Below are 7,393 nucleotides of genomic sequence, written 5' to 3' on the forward strand. Positions count from 1 at the left end.
CGGAGAGCCGGACGGCCACTCCAGGGAAGCCACGGTCGGCAAGAACCCATCAGCCACATCCGGCCCTCCCGGGCCACCTAACACCTTACGGAGGAACCCATGGCGTCCCACCGTCCCCCTGGCGTCGATCCGAACGGAAAACCTTGGCGGCTGGGCGAGTTACTGCCCAGGGCGCTGGTGTACCTGGCCGGCTGCGTGGTCTTCTCGACGGGCGCCCACTTCTTCATCCAGTCCGATCTGGGCACCGACCCGCTCGACGTCTTCTCGCTGGGCGTGCTCAAGCACCTGCCGCTCACCATCGGCCTGTGCCAGGCGGCCGTCGCGGTGGTGTGCATCGGGGCGTGGGCGGCGTGGAACCGCAAGCGCCCGGTGGTCTCGCCCTTCGTGACCTTCTTCCTGTGCGGCAGCCTGATCGACCTCTTCCAATGGCTGCGGCCGGCGGCCTGGTTGGGGCTGAGCAGCTACCCGCTGATGCTGCTCGGCGCGCTGCTGTGCGCCTACGCCTCGGCGCTGATCATCATGAGCGGCTTCGGCATCCGGGCCATCGACCTGCTGGCGATCACCATCCGGCACCGCTGGACCTGGCCGTTCTGGTGCGCGAAGGGGCTGATCGAAGGAGTGCTGCTGCTCTGCGGCTGGCTGCTGGGGGGCCCGGTGGGCATCGGCACGGTGGCCTTCCTGGTCTTCGTGGACCTGCTCATCGAGCCCTTCGTCCGGTTCAACCGGCGCTTCCTCGACATCCCGGACCACGGCTTCGCGGTCGCCCTGGCCGTGCCCTGACCGGTGCCGGTCCGGCCCGCCCTGGTGGTGGCCGGCGACGGCCGGTGGCGGACCGGTTGCCGGAGTACCGTGGAAGGGGTCGAGGCACCGCCGCCGTCGGCGGTTGCCGTAGGTGTCCTCGACCCGGTGGTGCGACGTGGGGACCGGAGGCGCCGGTGGCGCGAGAGAGCATGCCCGCGGTCGACGACTCCCGGCAGAGCCCGGTCGGAGCCGTCGGCAAGGTGACGGTGCCCATTCCGGCGGGCGGCCCGGGCGAGGTCCTGGTCGCCCTCCGGGGTGGTTCGGAGGTGTTCGCGGCCTGGTGCTCGGAGCCGGTCGGCCGGGACGTCCGGGTGGTCGTGGTGGACGCGATCTCGGCCCGCTCGGTGATCGTCGAGCTGTTGCCGCCCTAAGTAGAGCTGTTGCCGCCCTCATCGCGGTTTCGGATCCCAGCTGGTCAGGTGGTCGGTCATGTTCTTCTGGCACGTTCCCGCACCCAACGAGGCGATGCTCATCTCCGGGTCCAAGCACCAGGCGCAGGACACCCAGTTCCGCATCGTCACCGGGCACGGCAGCCTCGTCCTGCCGGTCAAGCAGAAGGTCCGCATGCTCTCCCTGGCCCTGCGGGAGGCGGAGATCGCCGAGGACTGCGTGACCCAGCAGGGGATCCGGCTCACCGTGCGCGCGGTCTGCGTGTTCAAGGTCGGCGACGACGCCGTGTCGATCGCCAACGCGGCCCGCCGCTTCCTGTCGGAACAGGACCAGATGGAGGAGCTCGTCGGCCGGATCTTCGCCGGCCACCTGCGCTCGATCATCGGAGGGCTGACCGTCGAGCAGATCATCCGGGAGCGCAGCCGGGTCGCCCAGGAGGTGATGGCGGGCAGCCACGGCGAGATGGAGAAGCTCGGCATCGTGGTCGACGCGCTGCAGATCCAGGAGATCGAGGACTCGACCGGGTACATCGACAACCTGGCCGCGCCGCACGTGGCGGCGGTCGCCAGCCAGGCCCGGATCGCCCAGGCCAAGGCGGACCAGGAGGCCGCCGAGCGGGAGCAGCAGGCGGCCGCGCTGAAGGCCGAGTACGAGCGCGACACCGCGATCAAACGGGCCGGGTTCCTCGCCGAGACCGAGCAGTCCAGGGCCCGGGCCGCCCAGGCCGGGCCGCTCGCCGAGGCCCGGGCCTCCCAGGACGTCATCGAGGAGCAGACCGCGCTCGCCCAGCGCCGGGCCGCGCTGGCCGCCCAGCAACTGGAGGCCGACGTGCGGCGCCCGGCGGACGCCGAGGCCTACCGGCAGCGGACGCTGGCCGAGGCCGCCCGCGACCGGGTGAAGTTCGAGGCGGACGGCAGCGCCTACAGCGAGCGGGCGCTCGCCCAGGCGCAGGCGGACGCCAACACCGCCCGGGCGGACTCCCTGCGCGGCGGCAACCAGGAGCTCATCGCGGCCAACCGGATCGTGGAGAACCTGCCGGCCCTCGCCGACGCGGCGGCCCGGGGCATGTCCGGAGCCGAACTCACCGTCCTCAACGGCAGCGACGGGGTCAACCAGATGGCGGCGGGCATCGTCAGCCAGGGCCTCGCCATCCTGCACTCGCTCCAGCACTCGACCGGCCCGTTCGGCGACGGCAAGTCCAAGCCCCGCTTCCCGGAACGGACTTGAGGCGCGCCGGGGCCTGCGGGCCGAGGCGTCAACGGGCGGCGACGAGGCCGTCCACCAGGGCCCGCAGGCCGTCCAGGTAGGTGTCGTCGGTGGTCAGCGCGGCCCAGCGGTCCGCGACCTGGGCGAGGCGGGGGAGTTCGTCCGGGTCGAGGCCGCCGAACACCTGCTCCCGGTACGTGGCGCGCTCGTCGTCCGCGCGCCGCCGGGCCGCCGCCGCCCGGACCACCAGCTCGCCGGCGGTGTAGTACCAGATCGTCCGGTACCCCTGCACGGCCCGTTCCGGCGTGAGGCCGCACGCGGTGAGGCCGTCGACGATCTGCTCGACGAACCACAGCGCGGACGCGGACATCAGGTCGTCGGCGGTGAGCACCTCGACGATCCAGGGGCAGTCGGCCAGGGCCTCGTGGATCGCGGCGGCGGACCGGACGACGCGGTCGCGCGGGTCGGCGGGTAGTTCGGGCCGGCGCAGTGTCCGTGCCGCGTGGTCGTCCAGCAGCAGGACGAGCAGTTCCTCCTTGTCGCGCACGTGGTGGTAGAGCGCCATCGGCGTGCTGCCGACCTCGGAGGCGAGGCGGCGCATGGTCAGCCGGTCCGCGCCCTCCTCGGTCACGATCCGGCGGGCCGCCTCGACGACCTGCTCACGGGAGATGCGGGGCGGTCGGCCCGAGGTCCTGCGCGGTGCGGTCGGCATGGGTCCATTCTTCCCCAGGGGTCGACAGCGGCGATGGTGTGGGGTTAGTTTTCTTACGCGTATAGAAATTGCTGACCGGAAGGAACACCGCCATGACGCCCACCGCCGTCGACCTGTTCGCCTCGGCCCTGCACTTCCACCCCGACGGCGAAGTCCGCGCCGCCGAGCGGCAGATGGCCGGCGGCGCGCCGGGCACCTGGCACCTCGGCGCCTTCCACGTGGAGACCGAGGCCGACGTCCACGCCGACCACTGGGAGATGCACCCGGAGGCCGACGAGGCGGTGTGCTGCCTCACCGGTGGCGCGCGGCTCTACCTCCGACCCGCGGGCGGGGACGCGGACGGGGGCGGCGACGGCGCGGGGGGCGGTGTCGACGAGCTGGTGCCGCTGCCCGCCGGCAGCGCCGTGGTCGTCCCCCGGGGCCGCTGGCACCGCCTCGAACTCGACGGCCCCAGCGACCTGATGTCGCTCACCCTGCGCCACGGCACCCGGCTCGAAAAGCGCACCGACACCCCCTGACCGCTGCCGGGGACGGTCAGGACTCCCCGCTCCACGACCGCCAGAGCGCCGCGTACGCCCCGCCGGCGGCGACCAGTTCGTCGTGGGTGCCCAGCTCGACGATGCGGCCCGCCGCCATGACGGCGACCCGGTCCGCGTCGTGCGCGGTCTGGAGCCGGTGGGCGATGGAGATGACCGTGCGGTCGGAGCGCACGGCCGCCATCGCCCGCTCCGCCTGCCGGGCCGTGGTCGGGTCGAGGAGGGACGTCGCCTCGTCCAGGATCAGGGTGTGCGGATCGGCCAGCTGGACCCGGGCCAGGGTGAGCTGCTGGGCCTGCGCGGCGCCGAGTTCGGTCCCGCCGGTGCCCAGGAGCGAGTCCAGCCCGTCCGGGAGGTCGCGCACCCAGTCCGCCTCCACCAGGGCGAGCGCGGCCAGCACCGCCGCGTCCTCGGCGTCCGGGGCGGCCAGCGTCATGTTCTCCCGGAGCGTCCCCATGAACACGTGGTGCTGCTGGGTGATGAGCACGACGCGGTTGCCCAGCTCGCCCGCCGCGGCGAGGTCCGCGACCGGCACGCCGCCGACCAGGATCCGCCCCGCGTCCGGGGCGTCGACGCCGGCGAGCAGCTTGCCGAGGGTCGACTTGCCGGCGCCGGACGGGCCGACCACGGCCAGCCGCTCGCCCGGTCGGACCACCAGGTCGACGTCCGTCAGCACGTCGTGCGAGCCGGTGTAGGCGTACCGCACGCCGACGGCCTCGATCCGGTCGTCGGCGGGGCGCAGGCCGGTGGCCGGCGGCTCCTGCGACACCAGGCCGACGCCCTTGATGCGGGCGAACGAGGCACCGCTGCGCTGCAGTTGCTCGACCCAGTTGAGCGCCCGGTCCAGCGGGTCGACGAGCTGCCACATGTAGAGGCCGCCCGTCACCACCGCGCCCAGCGTCACCGAGCCGTGGAGGTGGCCGAGGCCGCCCACCAGCAGGACGAGCGCCATCGGCAGCGCGTGCGCGAACTCGGTGACCGGGAACAGCACGGTCCGCAGGAACAGGGTGCGCACCCCGGCCCGGTAGGCGGTGTCGACGGCCCGGTCGACCACGCCGTCCTGGCGCGCCCCGACCCCGTACGCCTCGATGGTCCGGGCGCCGTGGGCAGTGGAGTCGAGGACCTCGGTGACCCCGCCCGCCGCGGCCCCCTCGGCGAGGTAGGCCTCCCGGGCCCGGGACAGGTACCAGCGGCTCACCGCCCAGACGATCGGCAGGCCCACCAGGGCGCAGAGCCCGATCAGCGGGTCGAGCAGGAAGGTCGCGGTGAGGATGACCAGCACCTGGACGACGGCGATGAAGACGTCCGGGGCCGCGTTGCGCAGGGTGGCGGCCACGGTGCCCACGTCCAGCGAGGAGCGGGTCACCAGGTCGCCGGCGCCGACCCGTTCCGCGTACCGCCCGGGCAGCGCGAGCGTCCGCTCGACGACCTCCTCGCGGAGCCGGGCCAGGGCGCGTTCGCCGAACCGGTGGGAGAGGTAGCGGGTGTAGCGGGTGAGCACCAGCTGGGCGAGGGCGAACCCCAGGACCGCCGCGGCGAAGCCGTCCACCTGGCCGACCGTCAGCTCGCCGTTCTCGACCCGGGTGACGATGCGGCCCAGCAGCCACGGCCCGGCGACGCCCGCGAGGGCGGCGAGGCAGGTGAGGGCGACGATCGCGCCCATCGCCCGGCCGTCGTCCGCCAGCAGGCGCCAACTGGCCCGGCGCACCGTCGCGGTGTCGGCGACCGGAAGGCGGTGGGGGGCGTTGGGGGTGTCGGGGGTGTCGGGGGTGTCGGGGTTGCTCATCGGACCATGCCTTCCTCGGCGTCCGCCGGGGCGCTCGCCGGGTGGTCGTCGCTGCCGCCGCGGAACACCAGCGCCGCGTAGCCGGGGTCGCGGGCCAGCAGCTCGCCGTGGGTGCCGGTGGCCCGGACCTTGCCGTCCACCAGGTGGACCACCTCGTCGGCGCGGCCGAGCACCAGGGGGGAGGTGCTGACGACCAGGGTGGTCCGGTCGCCGCGCACGGCGCCGATCCGGGCCGCCACGGCCGCCTCGGTGAGCGCGTCCAGCGCCGAGGTGGGCTCGACCAGCAGCAGCACCTCGGGATCGGCCAGCAGCGCGCGGGCCAGCCGCAGCCGCTGGCGCTGCCCGCCCGAGACGTTGCCGGCGCGGTCGTCGAGCGGTGCGTCCAGGCCGCCCGGCAGGGCGTCGACGATGTCCTCGGCCGCGGCGGCGTGCAGGGCGCGCCGCAGCTCCTCCTCGGTGCGGTCGCCGCGGATCGACACCGCGGAACGGAGCGTGCCGCCGAACACGTACGCGTCGTCGTCCGACACCAGGACGTGGCGCCGCAGTTCGGCGGGCACCCAGTCGGAGAGCCTGGTGTCGCCCCACGTGGCGTCCGAGTCGGTGTAGCCGCCCAGCCGCTCGACGACGGCCCGGGCCTCCTCGGGCCGGGCGGCGGCCAGCGCGGTGAGCCGCCCGGGCCGCAGCAGCAGGCCGGAGTCGGGATCGCTCAGCCCCGCCGGGGCCTCGGGCGGGGTCGTCAGCGTCCGGCTGCGCGTCGAATCCGGCCGCAGCGCCAGGATGTCGATGACCCGGCGGGCGGAGACCAGCCCGCGCGGCAGGTCGTCCGCGCCCTCGACGAAGGCGGAGACGGGCACCAGCAGGGCCGCCACGTAGCCGTAGACGGAGACCAGTTCACCGACCGTGATCGAACCGGCGGCCGCCATCCGGGCGCTGAGCCAGGTCACCACGGCCAGGAAGACCACCGGCAGGCAGGCGCCGAGCGCCTGCACCCAACTGGTGAACGAGGCCACCCGGTAGCCGAGCGGGACGAGGGCCTGCGAGCGCTCCCGGTAGCGCCGGGCGAACATCGGCTTGCCGCCGATGCCGTTCAGCACACCCAGCCCGGCGACCAGGTCGCCGGCCAGGGCCGTCAGCGCCCCCTGCTGCTCGCGGTAGCCTCCCTCGGCGCCGTGCAGCTTCCCCAGCAACGGGCCGACGGTGAGGGCCAGCAGGGGCACCCCGAGGAGGATCACCGCGGCGAGCAGGACGGAGATCCGGACCAGCAGGACGGCGGTGGCGAGGTAGGCGATGACCGCGCCGACGCCGGGCCCGGTGATGGTCAGCGTCTGCGCGATCCGGCCGATGTCGCCGGCCTGGAGGTGGGTCAGCTCACCGGCCGACACCTGGCGCGGCAGCGTCGTCCCCAGCCGGTTGACGTGCCGGGTGATGACCTGGACGGTGCGGTACGCGGCGTCCGCCCGGATGAAGGTCATGGTGCGGTGCCGCAGGATCCCGAGGACGGCGATGAGCGCGCCGACCACGAGGACGGCCGACACCCAGAAGACCAGCGCGCCGCTGTCGCGGGCCCGGAGCCCCTCGTCGATCGTCCTGGACATCAGGTAGGGCGGCAGCATCAGGGCGCACATCCACATGCTGCCCCAGGTCGAGCCGAGCAGGACGCGGCCGCGTTGTCTCCGCACCAGCCACCAGAGGAAGCGCAGCGGACTCCGGTGGTCCGGCAGCCCGGGATCGCGGTAGGGGACCCGGCGCGCACCCCCGGGCAGGTCCGGTCCGGCGCCGGTCATCCCGCCCGCCCCCGGGCGGGCCCCCGAGCCGCGAACTGGTCCAGGATCCGTTGACGTCTCATTCCCGGAGTCTGGCAGACCGCCCCGCCACGGAACTGACGCACCCCCAGGTCGGGTGGGGGCCCGCGGAGCGCCGGCTGACCCGGGGGTGACGCGGTGGGGGCGGTCGGTTCCGGCG

Annotated in this window: 7 protein-coding genes; 4 read left to right on the forward strand and 3 right to left on the reverse strand. The window is 74.2% G+C overall.

Going from position 1 to position 7,393, the window contains the following annotated elements; genetic code table 11:
• Positions 1-99 precede the first annotated feature (99 nt).
• The 3 genes from ACFWPI_RS38955 to ACFWPI_RS38965 all read left to right on the forward strand — a co-directional run bounded on the left by ACFWPI_RS38955 (position 100) and on the right by ACFWPI_RS38965 (position 2,418).
• Positions 100-780 (forward strand): YitT family protein, encoded by a 681-nt coding sequence (locus tag ACFWPI_RS38955; protein ID WP_208869047.1) that lies wholly within the window; start codon positions 100-102, stop codon positions 778-780.
• A 155-nt stretch (positions 781-935) separates the two neighbouring features.
• Positions 936-1,172 carry a hypothetical protein gene (locus tag ACFWPI_RS38960; RefSeq protein WP_350880803.1) on the forward strand — a complete coding sequence of 79 codons (237 nt, stop codon included), beginning with the start codon at positions 936-938 and terminating at the stop codon, positions 1,170-1,172.
• 58 nt (positions 1,173-1,230) lie between these two features.
• Positions 1,231-2,418, forward strand: coding sequence for a flotillin family protein (locus tag ACFWPI_RS38965; protein WP_063346367.1), 1,188 nt, complete (start codon positions 1,231-1,233; stop codon positions 2,416-2,418).
• 28 nt (positions 2,419-2,446) lie between these two features.
• Here the strand turns inward: ACFWPI_RS38965 and ACFWPI_RS38970 are convergent, their stop codons facing one another.
• Complete coding sequence (locus ACFWPI_RS38970) at positions 2,447-3,109, reverse strand: TetR/AcrR family transcriptional regulator (protein ID WP_380378296.1); 663 nt, start codon at positions 3,107-3,109, stop codon at positions 2,447-2,449.
• A 92-nt stretch (positions 3,110-3,201) separates the two neighbouring features.
• Here ACFWPI_RS38970 and ACFWPI_RS38975 point away from each other — a divergent pair, with 92 nt between their 5' ends.
• Positions 3,202-3,627: a cupin domain-containing protein gene (locus ACFWPI_RS38975; protein WP_380378297.1), complete on the forward strand. Its 426-nt coding sequence runs from the start codon at positions 3,202-3,204 to the stop codon at positions 3,625-3,627.
• A 16-nt stretch (positions 3,628-3,643) separates the two neighbouring features.
• Here the strand turns inward: ACFWPI_RS38975 and ACFWPI_RS38980 are convergent, their stop codons facing one another.
• Both ACFWPI_RS38980 and ACFWPI_RS38985 read right to left on the reverse strand, forming a co-directional pair.
• Positions 3,644-5,431, reverse strand: coding sequence for an ABC transporter ATP-binding protein (locus ACFWPI_RS38980; protein WP_380378299.1), 1,788 nt, complete (start codon positions 5,429-5,431; stop codon positions 3,644-3,646).
• A complete protein-coding gene (locus ACFWPI_RS38985) occupies positions 5,428-7,215 on the reverse strand; it encodes an ABC transporter transmembrane domain-containing protein (RefSeq protein WP_380378301.1) in 1,788 nt (595 codons plus the stop codon). Before ACFWPI_RS38985 ends, ACFWPI_RS38980 begins: the two co-directional genes overlap by 4 nt.
• Positions 7,216-7,393: the final 178 nt, after the last annotated feature.

This window comes from Kitasatospora sp. NPDC058492, assembly GCF_042720685.1.
Taxonomy (GTDB): domain Bacteria; phylum Actinomycetota; class Actinomycetes; order Streptomycetales; family Streptomycetaceae; genus Kitasatospora.

What these genes read in the sequence shown, in the direction of transcription:
- ACFWPI_RS38970 (WP_380378296.1), bottom strand. Translation starts at nt 3,109, where the DNA reads ATGCCGACCGCACCGCGCAGGACCTCGGGCCGACCGCCCCGCATCTCC.
- ACFWPI_RS38955 (WP_208869047.1), top strand. Translation starts at nt 100, where the DNA reads ATGGCGTCCCACCGTCCCCCTGGCGTCGATCCGAACGGAAAACCTTGG.
- ACFWPI_RS38975 (WP_380378297.1), top strand. Translation starts at nt 3,202, where the DNA reads ATGACGCCCACCGCCGTCGACCTGTTCGCCTCGGCCCTGCACTTCCAC.
- ACFWPI_RS38965 (WP_063346367.1), top strand. Translation starts at nt 1,231, where the DNA reads ATGTTCTTCTGGCACGTTCCCGCACCCAACGAGGCGATGCTCATCTCC.
- ACFWPI_RS38980 (WP_380378299.1), bottom strand. Translation starts at nt 5,431, where the DNA reads ATGAGCAACCCCGACACCCCCGACACCCCCGACACCCCCAACGCCCCC.
- ACFWPI_RS38985 (WP_380378301.1), bottom strand. Translation starts at nt 7,215, where the DNA reads ATGACCGGCGCCGGACCGGACCTGCCCGGGGGTGCGCGCCGGGTCCCC.